This is a genomic window from Isoptericola sp. 178 (assembly GCF_030586525.1).
Taxonomy (GTDB): domain Bacteria; phylum Actinomycetota; class Actinomycetes; order Actinomycetales; family Cellulomonadaceae; genus Isoptericola; species Isoptericola sediminis.
This window is the reverse complement of record NZ_JAUQYN010000001.1, coordinates 384,720-401,244: the sequence shown is the minus strand read 5'-3', so window position 1 is coordinate 401,244 and position 16,525 is coordinate 384,720. Positions and strand designations below refer to the sequence as shown.

The window sequence follows — 16,525 nt, the reverse complement described above, 5'->3', positions numbered from 1 at the left end:
TCCCCCGTCAGGTGCGGTCCTCGGCGGCCACGACCGTCTCGCGGGGCCGGCGCTCCAGCGTCAGCGTGGCGCCCAGTCCCAGCAGGAGGAAGCCGCCCGCCACCCAGGCGGACCAGCGGGTCCCCTGCGTGAGGGCGGCCCGCGCGTCGTCGGCGGCGGACGCCGTGGCCGGGGCCTGCTCCAGGCCGGCGATGGCGCCACCCGCGCTGTCCACCACGGCCGTCACGGTGGCTTCCCGGGCGGCGTCCGGGACGCCACGGTCCGCGAGCCGGGCGTCCAGGTCGGCCGCGGTGGTCGTGAACAGGATCGTGCCGAGGATGGCGATGCCGAGCGCTGACCCCACCTGACGTGCGGTGCTCTGGGTCCCGGAGGCGGCACCGGAGACCCGCACGGGAACGTCGGCGAGGACGACGCCCGTGAGCTGCGCGGTCGCCAGCCCGACCCCGAAGCCGTAGACGACGAGGAACGGGACGACGGTGACCCAGGTGGAGTCGGGACGGGCGACGGCCCCCAGACCCACGACGCCGACGATCTCGGCGGCGATGCCGAGGCGCACCACCGGCACGGCACCGAACCGGACGGTGAGGGCCTGCGCCGCCCCGCTGGCCAGGAACGATCCGCCCGCGAGGCCCACCAGGATCCAGCCGGTCGCCAGGGCGTCGTAGCCGAGGACGTTCTGCAGCCAGATCGGCAGCGACAGCAGGATCCCGAACTCCCCGAGCGAGACGACGAGGGCGGCGACGTTGCCGTTGCGGAACGAGGCGATGCCGAACAGGTCCAGCGGGATCAGGGTCGGCAGGCCGTGGCGGGCCCGACGCAGACCGCGCCGGACGAACAGGACGCCGGCGGCGACGCCCACGGTGAGCGCGACCGGCACCGGGGACAGTCCGAGCGGCCACCACTGGGCGGCGGCGTCGAGCGTCGTCCACCAGCCCAGCGATCGTCCCTCGATGAGCCCGAAGACGATCCCGCCGAAGGTCAGCACGGACAGCAGGGCAGCCACGAGGTCGGTGCCGCGCTGCTCGTCGGCCCGGGACTCCGTGACCACGAGGGCCGCGGCGACCAGGATGAGGACGCCCAGGGGGATGTTGATGCCGAACGCCCAGCGCCACGAGTAGTCGGTGGTGAGCCAGCCACCCAGCAGGGGCCCGACGGCGGCCATGCCGCCGATGGTCGAGCCCCAGACGGCGAAGGCGATGCCGCGCTCGCGGCCGCGGAAGGTCGCGTTGATGATCGACAGGGTCGTGGGCAGGATCATCGCGCCGCCGAGGCCCTGGACCAGCCGGGCGCCGATGAGCACGCCGCCGGTGGGTGCGGTGGCCGCCAGCAACGACGACGCGGCGAAGACCGCGACACCCGCCATCATCATGCGGCGGCGGCCCCACCGGTCGGCGAGGACGCCGAGCACCAGCAGGAGGGAGGCGAACACGAGCGTGTAGGACTCCTGGACCCACTGCACCTGGGTCGAGTCGATCCCCAGGTCGGCCACGATCGACGGGATCGCCACGTTGACGATCGTCGAGTCGACGATGATGAGCGAGACGGCGACCGAGACGGTCACCAGCGCGAGCCAACGGCGGCGGTCTGCCACGGGTCCTCCAATACACAGCATGCTGAGTATTGGCGACTGTACTCCTCCGCCGTGACGAGCGGGACTCAGAGCTCGCGGCGGAGCTTCTCCACCAGCGGCTGCACCCGGTAGGGGATGAGCTCGCCCATGGCCAGGGACGTCTCGGTGCGCTCGACCCCCTCGATCTGCAGGATCGCGGCGTCGATGCGGAACAGGTGGTCGGTGTCCCGGCAGACCACGTGCACCCGCAGGTCGGCGGTGCCGCTGTGACCGTACGCCTGCACGATCTCCGGGATGCGGGCCAGGTGCTCGACGATCCGCACCAGGTCGCGCTGGTGCACGGTGATCTCGATGAAGGCCAGCAGCGGGTGGCCCAGCACGGCCGGGTCGATGCGCCGGTCGAAGTGGAGGAACGCGCCGGCACCCTCCAGGCGCGCCAGCCGGGCGGCCACGGTGTTGCGGGAGATCCTCAGGCGCTGGGCGAGTGCGACCGTCGTCGCGCGGGGGTCGTCGGCGAGCGCCCGCAGCAGATCCAGGTCCACGGCATCGATGCTGTGCACGCGCGCCAGCCTAACGTCGCTCGGGGCCGGAGGTGACGGCCCGGCAGGTCGTGCTCGTCGGATCTGCCCGGAATGGCCCTCGCGACGCGAGATGGCGCACGGTCATCTCCTTGTTGCGCAGAACGTCCGGCGACGTGGTGGTGGATGAAGCACTCTGCTCAGTCGGCCGAGGGCTGGTGGTGCGGTGTGACGGAGCAGCGTTACCTTCGCCACAACGGCGCTCGACGACGAGCGACGACCCGATGCGAGGTGAGGCTCACCCATGCCCAGCACCACGGATCCGAGGACGAAGGACGACCTGTCACAAGCGGGTGAGTCGGCATCCTCGGCGGACACTGCCCACGGCGGCGCACGTGACCACGTGCCGGCCGGTTGGGTGCAGCGCGACACGGAGAACGGCGCGCGGCACCTGGACGCAACCCTGGACGACGGCGGCGTCGACCACACCCCCGTGCGTCTGATCGACCCGGACGGCACCCGGCACGAGGTCCCCGAGCTGGACCGTTGGCTCGACGACGTCGACGACGCCGCGATGCTGGGGCTGTACACCGACATGGTCGCCGCCCGCCGGATCGACACCGAGGCCACCGCCCTGCAGCGCCAGGGCCAGCTCGGCCTGTGGCCCCCGATGCTCGGCCAGGAGGCTGCGCAGATCGGGTCCAGCCGCGCGCTGCGCGAGGACGACTTCGTGTTCTCCAGCTACCGCGAGCAGGGTGTGGCGTACGTGCGCGGCATCGCCCCGACCGACCTGCTGCGCGTGTGGCGCGGTGCGGCCCCGTCCGGCTGGGACCCCTACGAGTACCGGATGGCCCCGATGCAGGTCATCATCGGCGCCCAGACGCTGCACGCCGTCGGCTACGCCGTCGGCCTGCTCCTCGAGACCGCCACGGCCGGCACCGGTGCCCACGGCGGGATCGGCATCTCCCGCCCGGAGAACGACGGACCGGACGCCCCCGAACGGACCTCCGCCACCATCTCGTACTTCGGTGACGGCGCGACCAGCCAGGGTGACGTGCACGAGGCGATGACCTTCGCCTCCACGTGGTCCGCCCCGACGGTCTTCTTCTGCCAGAACAACCAGTGGGCGATCTCCGAGCCCGTGGACCTGCAGTCCAAGGTGCCGCTGGTCGAACGGGCCCGCGGCTACGGCATGCCCGGCGTCCGGGTCGACGGCAACGACGTCCTGGCCGTCCTGGCCGTGACCCGCGAGGCGCTGCACCGCGCCCGCGCCGGCCTCGGACCGACCTTCATCGAGGCGGTCACCTACCGGATGGGCCCGCACACGACGGCCGACGACCCGACGCGCTACCGCGACCGGAGCGACCTCGAGGAATGGTCCGGCCGGGACCCGATCGCCCGGCTGGCCGCGCACCTGCGCGACCGCGGCGTCCTCGACGACGACGCCGAGGCGGCCGTCCAGCAGACCGCCGACGAGGTCGCCGCCACGATGCGCGCCGGCGTCTACGCGGTCGCCGACCCCGACTGGTCGACCGTGTTCGACCACGTCTACGCCGAGCCGCACGCCGTGCTCGACGCCGAGCGGGACGCCTACGGGCGCTACCTCGCCGGCTTCGCCGACAACGACACCCAGGAGGCCGCCCGATGAGCGACATGACCCTGGGCCAGGGCCTCAACACCGGGTTGCGGCAGTCCCTGGCCGACGACGACAAGGTCGTGCTCCTCGGTGAGGACATCGGCTCCCTCGGCGGCGTGTTCCGCGTGACCGACAAGCTCCAGCGCGAGTTCGGCCCCCACCGCGTGATCGACACCCCGCTGGCCGAGTCCGGGATCCTCGGCACGGCCATCGGGATGGCGTGGCGCGGGTTCCGACCCGTGGTGGAGATCCAGTTCGACGGCTTCGTCCAGCCGGCCTGGGACCAGATCGTCAACCAGGTCGCCAAGATGCACGCCCGCACGGTCGGGCGCGTCACGATGCCGATCACCGTGCGCATCCCGGTGGCGGGCGGCATCGGCGCCGCCGAGCACCACTCGGAGTCGCCGGAGGCGTACTTCGTGCACACCGCCGGGCTGCGCGTCGTGTCGGTGTCGAACCCGCAGGACGCCTGCACCGTGCTGCGCCAGTCGATCGCGAGCGACGACCCGGTCATCTTCTTCGAGCCCAAGCGGCTCTACCACGTCAAGGGCCCGGTCGAGGTGGAGCCGCTGGAGAGCGCTCTGCCCATGTCCCGCGCCCGGGTCGTCCGTCCCGGCAACGACGTCACCGTCGTGACCTGGGGCTCGCACGTGGCGGGCGCGCTGGACGCCGCCGAGGCGATGAAGGACGACGGCGTCTCCGTCGAGGTCGTCGACCTGCGCTCCCTGTCTCCCTGGGACTCCGAGACCGTCGTCGAGTCGGTGCGCCGCACCGGGCGGGTCGTCGTCGTGCACGAGGGCCCCCGCCAGGGCGGGGTCGGGGCGGATATCTGCTCCGTCGTCACCGAGCGGTGCTTCGCCGACCTGGCGATGCCGCCCGTGCGCGTGACCGGCCACGACGTGCCGTACCCGCCGGCGAAGGTCGAGGGCCACTACGTGCCCGACATGGACCGCGTGTGCTACGGCATCGACCAGGCACTCGGACGCGTCCCGTTCGAGACCTTCACCCCCGCGACGTCCACGGAGGTGGCCGCATGAGCACCCAGGAGATCTTCCGACTGCCGGACCTCGGCGAGGGACTCACCGAGTCCGAGATCGTCGAGTGGAAGGTGTCCGTGGGCGACACGGTGACGCTCAACCAGGCGCTCGCCGAGGTCGAGACGGCCAAGGCGATGGTGGAGATCCCGTCGCCGTTCGCCGGGACGGTGGCCGCGCTGCACGCCGAGGAGGGCGACATCGTCGAGGTCGGCGAGCCGCTGGTCACCTTCGGCGACGGCACCGGCGGGGACGGCGCGGGCGACGACGCTCCCGCCGAGGCGTCGGCCGAGGGCGTCGCGTCCGCGCCGGAGCCGGCGCCCGAGTCGACGGCACCCGAGCCCACGGTTCCCGCGACGACGGTGGAGCCCGCTCCCGCGGCGAGCGCCACCACGAGCACCGCGGCGGAGCGGTCGGCGTCGTCGGCGTCGACGAACGGCTCCGTCGAGGAGTCCTCCGGGGCGAACCTCGTCGGCTACGGCACCCGTGCCGCCCGCAAGGGCAAGCCGACGCGCCGGCCCCGCAAGCCCGTCGACGCCCCGCCCGCGCCGGTGCGCAACGCCGGGCCGGCGGCCGCCCCGGTGGCCGCCCGGACGGCCGAGCACCGCGTGAAGGTGCGCAGCGTGCGCAAGCACACCGCGGCCGCGATGGTCGCCAGCGCCCGGGTGCCGCAGGCGACGGTCCACCTCACCTGCGACGTGACGGAGACGCTCGCCCTGGTCGCCCGGCTGCGCGAGCACCCTCGCACCCGGCACACCAAGGTCGGGCTGCTCACGGTCATCGCCCGTGCGGTCTGCGGGCTCGTCCCGCAGCACCCGGCGATCGTCACCCGCTGGGAAGAGAAGGACGGCGGCCAGGCCGAGCTCGTGCGGTCGCCGCACGTGAACCTCGGCATCGCGGTCGCGACCGACCGCGGACTCGTGGTCCCGCACATCCCGCACGCCGACGAGCTGTCGATGCTGGGGATGGCCCGCGCCCTGCGCGAGCTCGCCACCACCGCCCGCTCGGGCCGCACCCGTCCGGACCGACTGACCGGCGGCACGATGACGCTGACCAACGTCGGGGTCTTCGGCGTCGACGCGGGCAGCCCGCTGCTCAACCCGGGCGAGTCGGCGATCCTCGGCATCGGGCAGGTCGCCCGCCGGCCGTGGGAGCACGAGGGCGAGGTCGCGCTGCGCGACGTCGTGACCTTCAGCCTCACCTTCGACCACCGCGTCGTCGACGGCGAGCAGGGCGCCCGGTTCCTCGCGGACCTGGGCGGGCTGCTCACCGACCCGGCGCTGGCGGTGCTGCTCGGCGGACGTGACGAGCCGGAGCAGGACGAGGCGGAGCAGGACGACGGCGCCGCGGGACGCAACGGCGCGGCCTCGTCCCGCCAGGCGGTGACCGTATGACCGTGCTGACGTCCGCCGTGGACCCGGCGGCCGAGGCCGCCCGGGCCAACGCCGACGCGCAGCGCGCCCTGGCCGACACCCTGCGGGAGCGCACGGCCGCGGCCGCGCGCGGCGGTCCCGAGCACGCCCGGGAGAAGCACGTCGGGCGGGGCAAGCTGCTGCCGCGCGAACGGGTCGAGCGGCTGCTCGACCCGGGCAGCGCGTTCCTGGAGATCTCCCCGCTGGCGGCGTACGACCAGGACGACGGTGCCTGGCCGGGCGCCGGGGTGATCGGCGGCATCGGCCGGGTCGCCGGGCGGCAGGTGATGGTCGTGGCCAACGACCCCACCGTCAAGGGCGGCACCTACCACCCGCTGACGGTGAAGAAGCACCTGCGCGCCCAGGAGATCGCGCTGGAGAACCGCCTGCCCTGCGTCTACCTCGTGGACTCCGGCGGGGCGTTCCTGCCCCGCCAGGACGAGGTGTTCCCCGACCGGGACCACTTCGGGCGGATCTTCTACCACCAGGCCCGGCTGTCGGCCGCGGGGATCCCGCAGCTGTCCGCCGTGCTCGGCTCCTGCACCGCCGGTGGCGCCTACGTGCCGGCGATGAGCGACGAGACGGTCATCGTGCGCGACCAGGGCACGATCTTCCTCGGCGGCCCGCCGCTGGTGAAGGCGGCCATCGGCGCCGAGGTGACCGCCGAGGAGCTCGGCGGCGGCGAGCTGCACGCCCGCCGCTCCGGCGTGGTCGACCACCTGGCCGACGACGACGAGCACGCCCTGGACATGCTGCGGGACATCGTGGCCACGCTGCCGCCCGACCCGGAGCCCGTCTGGGAGGTCGTGCCGACCGTGGAACCCGTCGGGGACCCGGCCGACCTGTACGCCGCCGTGCCGGTGGACGTCCAGCAGCCGTACGACCCGCGCGAGGTGATCTCCCGGATCGTGGACGGCAGCGAGCTCACCGAGTTCAAGCCGGAGTACGGCACGACGCTGGTGTGCGGGTTCGCCCGCATCCACGGGCACCCCGTCGGCGTCGTCGCCAACCACGGCGTGCTGCTCAGCGAGTCCGCGCTCAAGGGCGCGCACTTCGTCGAGCTGTGCGACCAGCGCGGCATCCCCCTGGTGTTCCTGCAGAACATCTCCGGGTTCATGGTCGGCCCCGACGCCGAGGCCGGCGGCATCGCCAAGGACGGCGCCAAGATGGTCACCGCCGTGGCCACCACGCGCGTGCCGAAGCTCACCGTCGTCGTCGGCGGCTCCTTCGGGGCCGGCAACTACGCGATGTGCGGCCGTGCCTACTCCCCGCGGTTCCTGTGGACCTGGCCCAACGCCCGCGTGTCCGTCATGGGCGGCGAGCAGGCCTCGGCGGTGCTGGCCACCGTCAAGCGCGACCAGCTCGCCGGCCGCGGCCAGGACTGGGACGCCGAGGAGGAGGCCGCGTTCCGGCGCGGCATCCGCGACACCTACGAGGCCGCCGGCGACCCGTACCACGCCACGTCCCGGCTGTGGGACGACGGCATCATCGACCCGACCGACACCCGCCGGGTGCTCGGCATGGCGCTCGCGACCTGCGCGCGCACCCCGCTGCCCGAGCCCTCCTTCGGGCTCTTCCGGATGTGAGGCCCGTGTTCACCAGAGTGCTCGTGGCCAACCGCGGCGAGATCGCCTGCCGCGTCATCGCCACCCTGCGCCGCCTCGGCATCCGCTCCGTGGCCGTGCACACCCCCGTCGACGCCGACGCACGGCACGTGCGCGAGGCCGACGAGGCGGTGCTGCTGGCCGGGGACGGGCCCGGCGGCTACCTCGACGCCGACGCCGTGGTCGCGGCCGCCGTCGCGGCCGGTGCCGAGGCGATCCATCCCGGGTACGGCTTCCTGTCGGAGAACCCGGCGCTGGCGCGCGCCTGCGACGCCGCCGGGATCGTCTTCGTCGGACCGCCCGTGCGCGCGATCGAGACCATGGCGGACAAGGTCGCCGCCAAGCGTCTCGTCGCCCAGCACGAGGTACCGGTGCTCCCCGGCACCCTCGACTCCTCGCTGCCCGACGACGCCCTCGTCGCCGCGGCCGAGGACGTCGGGTTCCCGCTGCTCGTGAAGCCCGTCGCCGGTGGTGGGGGCAAGGGCATGGTCGTGGTGCGCGACGCCGCCGCGCTGCCCGACGCGCTCGCCTCGGCCCGGCGCGTGGCGAGGTCCGCGTTCGGCGACGACGGCCTGCTGCTCGAACGGCTCGTGGACACCCCGCGACACGTCGAGGTGCAGGTGCTCGCGGACACCGCGGGCACCGTCGTGCACCTCGGCGAGCGCGAGTGCACCCTGCAGCGCCGCCACCAGAAGATCGTCGAGGAAGCGCCGTCACCGGCGCTGGACGACGCCGCCCGCGACCGGATGGGGCAGGCCGCCTGCGAGGTGGCCCGCTCGGTCGGGTACGTGGGCGTCGGCACCGTGGAGTTCCTGGTGCCGGCCGAGGCGCCGGACGACTTCTCGTTCATCGAGATGAACACGCGTCTGCAGGTGGAGCACCCGGTGACGGAGATGGTCACCGGCCACGACCTCGTCGAGGCCCAGCTCCGCGTCGCCGCGGGGGAGAAGCTGTGGTTCGCCCAGGACGACGTGCACCTGACCGGGCACGCGATCGAGGCGCGGATCTACGCCGAGTCCCCGGCACGCGACTTCCTGCCCTCGGTCGGGGACGTGCTCCTGCTCGACGACGCCGGGGCGGCACCCGGGCCCACCGCGTTCCCGCTGCGCCTGGACGCCGGCGTCGAGACCGGGGACGCCGTCACCGGGTACTTCGACCCGATGATCGCCAAGGCCGTCGCCCACGGGACCGACCGGGACGAGGCGCTGTCCCGCCTGGACGGGCTGCTGTCCCGGCTGACCGTTCTCGGCGTCGAGACCAACACCGGGTTCCTGCGCGACCTGCTGGCCGACCCCGACGTCCGGGCCGGTCGGATGGACACGGGGCTCGTGGACCGGTTCACCGCCGGTCTCGCCGAGCGGTCCGCCGCCGCGGCGGACGGCCCGCCGGACGCCGGGGCCGTGGTCACGGCGCTGCTCACCGGCACGTCGCCGCAGCCCGCCGGCAGTCCCACGGACCCGTGGGCGGCCGACGGCTGGCGCCTCAACGCCGCGCCGGCACCCCGCCGGGTCGGCCTGCGCGGACCCGGCGGCACGGAGGCGGACCTCGACGTCACCGGCGGCCGGCACGCCGCGACGGTCGTGCCCGTCGGCGGCGAGCCCGTCGCGGCCGCGCTGCGACCCGCCGGTGGCTCGTCGCACCGCTGGCTGCTGACCACGGACGGACGGACCCGGCCGGTGTCGGCCGTGGTGACCCCCGCCGGCGACGACACCGTCGTCTGGGTGTCCGTCGACGGCGACACCGCGCTCTACACGGTGGTCGACCGCTCCTCGCGGGCGTCGTCGCGCCGCCAGGAGCGGGCCGCGGCGGCAGCCGCGGCCGGCGCCCCCGCCGCGGTGGGGCCGGTCGAGCTCCGGGCGCAGATGCCCGGCACCGTCACGGCCACCCACCCCGCAGGCCCCGTCGACGCCGGCGCACCCGTCGTCGTCGTCGAGGCCATGAAGATGGAACACCCCCTCACCGCACCGGCCGCAGGGACCCTGCGCGTCCTGGTGAACACGGGCGACCAGGTCCGCCTCGACCAGGTGGTCGCCGTCGTCGAACGCGAAGGAGCGTCATGATCCACGAGACCTCGTCCACCGCACTGACCGACCGTCAGCGCAAGCTCAGCCAGACCGTCCGCGAGTTCGCCGACGAGGTCGTCGCTCCGGCGGCGTACCAGTACGACACCGAGCGCCGTCTGCCGATCGAGATCATCCACCAGATGGGTGAGATGGGTCTGTTCGGGCTGCCGTTCCCCACCGAGGTCGGCGGGCAGGGCGAGGACTACGTCTCCCTGTGCCTCGCCGTCGAGGCGCTCGCCCGGGTCGACCAGTCCATCGCGGTGACCCTCGAGGCCGGCGTCGGGCTCGGCATCATGCCGATCTTCCGGCACGGCACCGACGCCCAGCGCGAGGAGTGGCTGCCCGACCTCGTCTCCGGCAGGACCCTGGGCGCCTTCGGCCTGACCGAGGCCGGCGCCGGGTCCGACGCGGGGGCGACCCGCACCACGGCCCGGCTCGACGGCGACGAGTGGGTCATCGACGGGTCCAAGCAGTTCATCACGAACTCCGGCACGCCGATCACGAGCCTGATCACCATCACGGCGGTCACCGACCGGTACGAGGACGGCAGCCCCGAGCTGTCCACGATCCTCGTCCCCTCCGGCACGCCCGGGCTGACGGTCGGGGAGAGCTACGACAAGGTCGGCTGGCACACCTCCGACACCCACCCCCTGACGCTCGAGGGCGTGCGGGTGCCGAGGACCAACCTGCTCGGCGAGCGCGGGCGCGGGTACGCGAACTTCCTGCGGGCTCTCGACGAGGGCCGCATCGCGTTCGCGGCGCTCGCCACCGGTGCCGCCCAGGGCTGCCTCGAGGAGGCCGTCCGCTATGCGAAGGAGCGCGAGGTGTTCGGCCACTCCATCGGCCGGCACCAGCACGTCGCGTTCACCATCGCCCGGATGCAGGCCCGCGTGCAGGCCGCCCGGCTCTGCTGGCTCGACGCCGCGCAGAAGATGATCCACGGCAAGCCGTTCAAGGCCGAGGCCTCCGTGGCCAAGCTGACCTCCGGCGAGGCGGCGATGGCGAACGCCCGCGACGCCTCCCAGATCTTCGGCGGCTACGGGTTCCTCAACGAGAACCCGGTCGCGCGGCACTATCGCGACGCCAAGGTGCTGGAGGTCGGCGAGGGCACCACCGAGGTGCAGCTGATGATCATCGCCCGCGACCTCGGCTTCACGGCCTGACCGCGGCACGCCGCTGAGGAGGAACGATGCGTGAGGAGACCCAGCGCGGGTTCTACTACGACGAGCTCGAGGAGGACGTCCGCTACGTCCACCGGCCCGGACGAACCATGACCGAGGCCGACGACGTGCTGTTCACCTCGGCGACGATGAATCCGCAGGCTCTCCACCTCGACGCCGCGTGGGCCGCCACGCAGCCGTTCGGGAAGCCGTTGGTCAACTCGATGCTGACCCTGGCCACGCTCGTCGGGCTGTCCGTGGCGCACCTGACCCGGGGCACGATCGTCGCGAACCTCGGGTTCAGCGACATCCGGTTCCCGGCGCCGATGTTCCACGGGGACACGCTGTACGGCGAGACCGTGATGACGGGACGGCGCCTCTCGTCGTCGCGCCCGGGCCAGGGCATCGTCACGCTGGAGCACACCGGGCGGAACCAGGACGACGTCGTCGTCGCGGTCGCCACCCGGTCGGTGCTCATGTGGACCAAGGACGGCCACGCCGACCTCGGCCGGGAGGGATCGTGACTCCCCGGCCGTTCACCCTCGGGCCGGCGCTGCTGTTCTGCCCGGCCGACCGCCCCGACCGGTTCGCCAAGGCCGCCGACCGGGCCGACGCCGTCATCCTCGACCTGGAGGACGGCGTCGACCCGGCGGCCCGCGCCGAGGCGCGCCGGGCCGTGCGCGGCACGCCGCTCGACCCGGCCCGCACCATCGTGCGGGTCAACCCGGTCGGGACGGAGGACCACCAGCGTGACCTCGACGCGCTGGCCGACACCGACTACACCGTGCTGATGCTCCCCAAGGCCGACGGCCGGTACGTCGGTCCGCTGCTGCGGCACGACGGGTCTCCGTACGCCATCGTGGCGCTGTGCGAGACGGCGGCCGGGGTGCTCGCCGCACCGGCCCTCGCCGCCCGTCCCGACGTCGTCGCGCTGGCGTGGGGTGCCGAGGACCTCGTCGCGTCCCTCGGCGGCACCGCCAGCCGTCGCGACGACGGCACCTACCGGGACGTGGCCCGGTACGCCCGGTCCGCGGTGCTGCTGGCCGCCGGGGCCGCCGGCAAGGCCGCGATCGACGCCGTCCACCTCGACCTGGAGGACCTGGACGGCGTGCGGGACGAGGCCGTCGACGCCGTCGCCGTCGGCTTCTCCGCGACGCTGTGCATCCACCCGTCCCACGCCGCCGTGGTCCGGAAGGCGTACGCGCCCACCCCGGAGCAGGTGGAGCACGCACGGGCCGTCCTCGCGGCCGCCGCCGGACCGGGGTCGACCGGCAGCGGCGCGGCGCGGTTCGACGGGCAGATGATCGACGCCCCGCTGCTGCGGCACGCCGAGGCGGTGCTGGCCCGTGCGGCCAAGCCCGTCCTCGACGACCGTTAGGGTGCTGTGCGGCGGGGACCCGGCCCGCCGTCCAGGACGGGAGGTGCCTCGGTGGAGCTGTCGCTGGTGCTCGGGCCGATGAAGTCCGGCAAGTCGCTCGACCTCATCGCGCAGATGGCACCGCTGGCGTACTCGCGGCTCAGCTGTGCGGTGGTGCAGTCGTCGCGGCACGTGCGCGACGACAAGATCGTGTCGCGCACGGGGGCGTCGGTGCCGACGATCAAGCTCGACACCCTCGAGCCGCTGCTGCACAGCACCGAGGACGTCGTCGCGATCGACGAGGTCCACATGTTCACCCCGGCGGACGTCCGCGTCGTCGAGGAGCTCGTGCTGCGCGGCACCCGCGTGCTGGCGTGCGGCATCGACCTGGACCACCGGGGCGAGCTGTTCGCGACGATCCGGGCCCTGCTGGAGCTCGGGCCCACCGACGTGCGCTACCGGCGGGCGGTATGTGACCGCTGCCAGGACCTGCACGCCGCGTTCACCCAGGTGCTGCGCAACGGCGTGCCGTTCCTCGAGCCGCTGGGGGCCTCCGAGCCCCTGCCGGACGACGGCACCTTCACCTACGAGGCGCTGTGCCGGCGCTGCTTCGTGCTGCCCGAGACGGCGATCATCACCGGTTCCACCGTGCCGCGCCCGACGCGTTCATGACACGATCGGGACCGTGAGCACGCGTGACACCAGCACCCACCAGGTCCTGATCCTCGCCGGCCGCGGCCGCTACGAGGACCCGTGGCACGACCACGCCGCCACGAGCCATCGCCTGGCCGAGGTGCTGGAGGACCTCACCGTGCACGACCGCTCGACCTCCGTGGTCGTGCGGTCGACCTTCCCGGACGCGCTCGACGACCTGGACGAGGTCGACCTGCTGGTCGTCAACTCGGGAACGTCCTGGCCGGGGTTCCTCGAGGCGGGCATCGGGCCCGACGACGAGGCGTGGCGGCCCTTCCACCGGCGGCTCGCGGAGTGGGCGCGCGACGGCGGGCGCATCCTGGCCGTGCACCAGGCGGCGAACACCTTCGCCGACTCCGAGGACTGGCGCGACCTGCTGGGCGGCCGGTGGATCCCGGGGGAGTCCTACCACCCGCCGTTCGGCCCGGCGGCGGTCCGGCTGGCCACCGGCGGGCACCCGATCGTGGCCGGTGCCGCGGAGACCGTCGAGCTGCAGGACGAGCGGTACTTCGGGCTGCGGGTGGCCCCGTCGACGCAGGTGCTGGGCTGGGTCCCCGACGACGACGGCGAGATGCAACCGGTGGTCTGGGCGACCGAGGAGCACGGGGGACGCACGGTGTACAGCGGGCTGGGGCACGACGTGCGGGCCTACGACTCGCCGTCGTACCTGCGCCTGCTGCAGCGCGCGGCCACCTGGCTGCTGTCCTGACGGACGCCGGCGCTCAGCCGTTCTGGTTCGGCAGCGGGTGGCCCTCGGACGCCTGCACGACGACGAACCCCTGCCCGGACAGCCCGAGCTGGTAGGCCTCCCCGGAGCCGCGGCCGATGACGGCACCCATCTTCGCGGTCTTGCGCACCGAGCTGGTCAGGGAGGTCGACCAGAGCACGGCGGACTGCATGTCCACGAAGGTCGGCTCGTCCACGTTCAGCACGATCGGTGTGCCGTACGCCGTCACGGCCAGCGCGCCGGAGCCCGTGAACGTCGTGTTGAACAGCCCGCCGGTGAGCATCGAGGCCCCCTGGACACGGTTGATGTCCCAGGTCAGCGAGGACTCGAACGCCAGGATGTTGTCCCCGGAGACGGTGACGGACTCGTTCTCCAGGAACAGGACGAAGACCTCGTCCGCGTCCTGGGCGAGGAAGACGTCGCCGCGGCCGGAGACCTTCATGAGGGACATGCCCTCACCGGTGAAGGCTTTCTTGAAGAGCTTGCTCACGGATCCGCTGCCCTCGTAGGCGAAGTCGACGTCGCCCTGGTAGGCGACCATCGATCCCTGCTTGGCGTAGAAGAACCCGCCGGAGCCGGCGAGGTCGACCTTGAGCATCCGCGGGTTGGCGAGCTGGAACGAGCCGGGCTCGCCCTCGGGTTCGGTGTGCTGGAACAGGTGGGAGCGCATGACCCCATCGTGGCGGCTCGTGCCGCCGTTCGCGGGGTGGGCGCGCGGTACGCGCCCGACGTGCCGGTCAGGCTCCGTCGAACCCCCGCTGGCGCCACGCCTCGTAGACGGCGATCGAGGCCGAGTTCGTCAGGTTGAGCGAGCGTCGGCCCGGCAGCATCGGGATCTTGAGCTGGTCGGTGATCCGCGGGTGCGCCAGCACCTCCTCGGGCAGGCCCGTCGGCTCGGGGCCGAAGAGCAGCACGTCGCCGGTCTCGTACGCCACGTCCGTGTACGACGTCGTCCCGCGCGTGGAGAACGCGAACACGCGGGCGTCCGGCAGCGCGTCCAGGACGGCGTCCAGACTCGGGTGCACGTCCATCACGGCCAGGTCGTGGTAGTCCAGGCCGGCGCGCTTGAGCTTCGCCTCGGACAGGTCGAACCCGAGCGGCTCGACGAGGTGCAGACGGGCGCCGGTCACCGCGGCGAGCCGGATCGCGGACCCGGTGTTCCCGGGGATGCGTGGCTCGAAGTAGACGACGTGGGCGAACGGGGGCTGGTCCGGTGCGGGCACGACGACGATTCTCCCACCGCTCGCCGCCGGTCCTCCCACCCCCCGCGGGGAGCGCTACGGCGCCCCGGGCGGACGCTCGGCCAGACGGCGGCGGTAGGCGGCGACCTTGCCGTCGATCACCTCGCGGCACTCGACGAGGGTGTCGATCTGCTCGGTCAGGGCCCGGGAGTGCGCCTCCATGAGCGCGATGCGCTCGTCCTCGTTGCCCTCCCCACCCCGGACCAGCCGTGCGTACTCGGCCATGCGGGCCACGGGCATCCCCGACGCGCGCAGGCGGGCGAGCAGCCGCAGCCACTCCACCGTCTCGGGTTCGTAGCGGCGTCGTCCCGACTCGGTCCGGGGGATCTCCCGGGGGAACAGCCCGCGGGACTCGTACCAGCGCAGCGTGTGCGTGGACATGCCCACGGCGCGCGCGAGCTCGCCGATGCTGTAGCCCTCGGGCGACGGGGCCGTCGACATCTTCACCAGACCTCCTTGACTTCGAGCGAACTCTCAAGTCTATGTTCGGTCGTATGACCGACTCCACCCCGCACACCGCACGCCAGGAGCCGCTGGGCACGCCCTTCGGCTACCGATCCTCCGCCGACGACGTGCTGGCGGAGCACGACCTCACCGGGCGGCGAGCCGTCGTCACCGGTGGGTACTCCGGACTCGGCATCGAGACCGTCCGTGCGCTCACCGCCCGTGGTGCCACCGCCGTCGTCCCCGCCCGCCGTCCCGCGGCCGCGGCCGAGGCGCTCGCGGACGTCGACGGCGTCGAGGTGCACCCCCTGGACCTGTCCGACCTCGACTCCGTGGCGGCGTTCGCCCGAACCCTGCGCGGGGACGGCAGACCGGTCGACCTCCTGATCAACGCGGCCGCCGTCATGGCCACGCCCGAGGGCCGCACCGCCCAGGGCTGGGAGACGCAGTTCGGCACGAACCACCTCGGTCACTTCGCCCTCGTCGGGGGCGTCGCCCCGCTGCTGACGCCGGGCGCCCGCGTCGTGTCGTACTCCTCGATCGGTCACTTCCGGTCGCCCGTGCGGTTCGACGACCTCGGTTTCGACGAGGAGGAGTACGACCCGTGGGTCGCCTACGGGCAGTCCAAGTCGGCCAACGCCCTCTTCGCCGTCGGGCTCGACGCGCGGGCCGACGCGGGGGTGCACGCGTACTCGGTCCACCCGGGCGGCATCATGACCGAGCTGCAGCGGCACATGTCCACGGAGGAGAAGACGGCACGCGGCTGGATCGACGCCGACGGCAACCCGAACCCGCTGTTCAAGACACCGGCGCAGGGCGCGGCGACCGCGTTGTGGGCGGCGACCGCCCCCGAGCTGGAGTCACGGGGCGGCGTGTACTGCGAGGACTGCGACGTGGCCGCCCTCGTCGCCGACGACACCACGGACGTCCGGGCCGGTGGCGTCAAGCACTGGGCGGTCGACCCCGCAGCCGCCGACCGGCTCTGGGCGTTGTCGGTCGAGGCGACCGGCGTGGAGCCGTTCGCGGCCTGACCCCGGCCCACCAGGACGGTCGGGACCGGATGACC

16 protein-coding genes are annotated in these 16,525 nt (G+C 73.4%); 11 read left to right on the top strand and 5 right to left on the bottom strand.

All coding sequences use genetic code 11. The features are described from left to right. Positions 1 to 7: 7 nt before the first annotated feature. On the bottom strand, positions 8 to 1,612 hold the full coding sequence (locus Q6349_RS01830) for an MFS transporter (protein WP_370375591.1): 1,605 nt from the start codon (positions 1,610 to 1,612) through the stop codon (positions 8 to 10). A gap of 44 nt (positions 1,613 to 1,656) precedes the next feature. Then, entirely contained in the window at positions 1,657 to 2,130 is a 474-nt protein-coding gene (locus Q6349_RS01825; RefSeq protein WP_171246050.1) for an Lrp/AsnC family transcriptional regulator, read from the bottom strand. Positions 2,131 to 2,491: 361 nt separating this feature from the next. On the opposite strand from Q6349_RS01825, the gene pdhA reads away from it, so the two are divergent. From pdhA to Q6349_RS01775, 10 genes are read left to right on the top strand one after another with little or no spacing between them, the layout of a single operon-like run. Beyond that, on the top strand, positions 2,492 to 3,736 hold the full coding sequence (gene pdhA / locus Q6349_RS01820) for a pyruvate dehydrogenase (acetyl-transferring) E1 component subunit alpha (protein WP_304602600.1): 1,245 nt from the start codon (positions 2,492 to 2,494) through the stop codon (positions 3,734 to 3,736). Continuing rightward, positions 3,733 to 4,761 (top strand): alpha-ketoacid dehydrogenase subunit beta, encoded by a 1,029-nt coding sequence (locus Q6349_RS01815; protein ID WP_304602599.1) that lies wholly within the window; start codon positions 3,733 to 3,735, stop codon positions 4,759 to 4,761. Before pdhA ends, Q6349_RS01815 begins: the two co-directional genes overlap by 4 nt. Further along, a complete protein-coding gene (locus Q6349_RS01810) occupies positions 4,758 to 6,152 on the top strand; it encodes a dihydrolipoamide acetyltransferase family protein (protein WP_304602598.1) in 1,395 nt (464 codons plus the stop codon). Before Q6349_RS01815 ends, Q6349_RS01810 begins: the two co-directional genes overlap by 4 nt. Then, positions 6,149 to 7,756 carry a carboxyl transferase domain-containing protein gene (locus tag Q6349_RS01805; protein WP_304602597.1) on the top strand — a complete coding sequence of 536 codons (1,608 nt, stop codon included), beginning with the start codon at positions 6,149 to 6,151 and terminating at the stop codon, positions 7,754 to 7,756. The genes Q6349_RS01810 and Q6349_RS01805 overlap by 4 nt, the downstream gene beginning before the upstream one ends. A gap of 5 nt (positions 7,757 to 7,761) precedes the next feature. Then, positions 7,762 to 9,834: a biotin carboxylase N-terminal domain-containing protein gene (locus tag Q6349_RS01800; protein ID WP_304602596.1), complete on the top strand. Its 2,073-nt coding sequence runs from the start codon at positions 7,762 to 7,764 to the stop codon at positions 9,832 to 9,834. Then, positions 9,831 to 11,000, top strand: coding sequence for an acyl-CoA dehydrogenase family protein (locus Q6349_RS01795; protein ID WP_304602595.1), 1,170 nt, complete (start codon positions 9,831 to 9,833; stop codon positions 10,998 to 11,000). The genes Q6349_RS01800 and Q6349_RS01795 overlap by 4 nt, the downstream gene beginning before the upstream one ends. Positions 11,001 to 11,026: 26 nt before the next feature. Beyond that, positions 11,027 to 11,521 carry a MaoC family dehydratase gene (locus tag Q6349_RS01790; protein ID WP_304602594.1) on the top strand — a complete coding sequence of 165 codons (495 nt, stop codon included), beginning with the start codon at positions 11,027 to 11,029 and terminating at the stop codon, positions 11,519 to 11,521. Beyond that, positions 11,518 to 12,375 (top strand): CoA ester lyase, encoded by an 858-nt coding sequence (locus tag Q6349_RS01785; RefSeq protein ID WP_304602593.1) that lies wholly within the window; start codon positions 11,518 to 11,520, stop codon positions 12,373 to 12,375. Before Q6349_RS01790 ends, Q6349_RS01785 begins: the two co-directional genes overlap by 4 nt. A 51-nt stretch (positions 12,376 to 12,426) precedes the next feature. Further along, a complete protein-coding gene (locus tag Q6349_RS01780; RefSeq protein ID WP_304602592.1) occupies positions 12,427 to 13,026 on the top strand; it encodes a thymidine kinase in 600 nt (199 codons plus the stop codon). Positions 13,027 to 13,039: 13 nt separating this feature from the next. Beyond that, positions 13,040 to 13,756 (top strand): ThuA domain-containing protein, encoded by a 717-nt coding sequence (locus Q6349_RS01775; RefSeq protein WP_304602591.1) that lies wholly within the window; start codon positions 13,040 to 13,042, stop codon positions 13,754 to 13,756. 13 nt (positions 13,757 to 13,769) lie between these two features. Here the strand turns inward: Q6349_RS01775 and Q6349_RS01770 are convergent, their stop codons facing one another. The 3 genes from Q6349_RS01770 to Q6349_RS01760 all read right to left on the bottom strand — a co-directional run bounded on the left by Q6349_RS01770 (position 13,770) and on the right by Q6349_RS01760 (position 15,456). Then, positions 13,770 to 14,444 carry an AIM24 family protein gene (locus Q6349_RS01770; RefSeq protein ID WP_304602590.1) on the bottom strand — a complete coding sequence of 225 codons (675 nt, stop codon included), beginning with the start codon at positions 14,442 to 14,444 and terminating at the stop codon, positions 13,770 to 13,772. A gap of 67 nt (positions 14,445 to 14,511) precedes the next feature. Then, complete coding sequence (locus Q6349_RS01765; RefSeq protein WP_304602589.1) at positions 14,512 to 14,997, bottom strand: tRNA (cytidine(34)-2'-O)-methyltransferase; 486 nt, start codon at positions 14,995 to 14,997, stop codon at positions 14,512 to 14,514. A gap of 54 nt (positions 14,998 to 15,051) precedes the next feature. Continuing rightward, complete coding sequence (locus tag Q6349_RS01760) at positions 15,052 to 15,456, bottom strand: MerR family transcriptional regulator (protein WP_304603083.1); 405 nt, start codon at positions 15,454 to 15,456, stop codon at positions 15,052 to 15,054. A gap of 53 nt (positions 15,457 to 15,509) precedes the next feature. Here Q6349_RS01760 and Q6349_RS01755 point away from each other — a divergent pair, with 53 nt between their 5' ends. Continuing rightward, entirely contained in the window at positions 15,510 to 16,490 is a 981-nt protein-coding gene (locus Q6349_RS01755) for an oxidoreductase (protein WP_304602588.1), read from the top strand. Positions 16,491 to 16,525: the final 35 nt, after the last annotated feature.

What these genes read in the sequence shown, in the direction of transcription:
- Q6349_RS01790 (WP_304602594.1), top strand. Translation starts at nt 11,027, where the DNA reads ATGCGTGAGGAGACCCAGCGCGGGTTCTACTACGACGAGCTCGAGGAG.
- Q6349_RS01830 (WP_370375591.1), bottom strand. Translation starts at nt 1,612, where the DNA reads ATGCTGTGTATTGGAGGACCCGTGGCAGACCGCCGCCGTTGGCTCGCG.
- Q6349_RS01815 (WP_304602599.1), top strand. Translation starts at nt 3,733, where the DNA reads ATGAGCGACATGACCCTGGGCCAGGGCCTCAACACCGGGTTGCGGCAG.
- Q6349_RS01810 (WP_304602598.1), top strand. Translation starts at nt 4,758, where the DNA reads ATGAGCACCCAGGAGATCTTCCGACTGCCGGACCTCGGCGAGGGACTC.
- Q6349_RS01770 (WP_304602590.1), bottom strand. Translation starts at nt 14,444, where the DNA reads ATGCGCTCCCACCTGTTCCAGCACACCGAACCCGAGGGCGAGCCCGGC.
- Q6349_RS01760 (WP_304603083.1), bottom strand. Translation starts at nt 15,456, where the DNA reads ATGTCGACGGCCCCGTCGCCCGAGGGCTACAGCATCGGCGAGCTCGCG.
- Q6349_RS01805 (WP_304602597.1), top strand. Translation starts at nt 6,149, where the DNA reads ATGACCGTGCTGACGTCCGCCGTGGACCCGGCGGCCGAGGCCGCCCGG.
- Q6349_RS01795 (WP_304602595.1), top strand. Translation starts at nt 9,831, where the DNA reads ATGATCCACGAGACCTCGTCCACCGCACTGACCGACCGTCAGCGCAAG.
- Q6349_RS01755 (WP_304602588.1), top strand. Translation starts at nt 15,510, where the DNA reads ATGACCGACTCCACCCCGCACACCGCACGCCAGGAGCCGCTGGGCACG.